Consider the following 275-nt stretch of genomic DNA (forward strand, 5'->3'; position numbering starts at 1 on the left):
GTACGCGGGTGGTCAGGTAGGCCTCAAGGTCAGGATCCACCCTGCGGTCGTCGAGGCCGGTCATGAGCATGCTTCGCTTCCCGGTCCCCGTGTGCATGGCTACCCCGCAATGGAGGTAGCGCTTGCTGAGGCGCGGAATGCTTTGGTTTTTTGTGGAGCCTCGGAAGTGGGCGTCCTCGTCGTCGACTCGGACTGCGGTCATCGCAGGGGCCGGAGCGGAGGAGGGAAAATGATGCGCTGGCTGAGCAGGCATTGGTTGGTCCTGAAAGTAAATG

Annotated in this window: 1 protein-coding gene; it reads right to left on the reverse strand. The window is 61.8% G+C overall.

Annotated features, from left to right (window positions below; genetic code table 11):
• On the reverse strand, positions 1 to 202 hold a 202-nt coding region (locus SB772_RS40595; protein ID WP_410838598.1), incomplete at its 3' end, for a hypothetical protein.
• Positions 203 to 275 lie beyond the last annotated feature (73 nt).

The sequence above is a fragment of the Paraburkholderia sp. SIMBA_030 genome (assembly GCF_046535245.1).
In the GTDB taxonomy this organism is placed as follows: Bacteria; Pseudomonadota; Gammaproteobacteria; order Burkholderiales; family Burkholderiaceae; genus Paraburkholderia.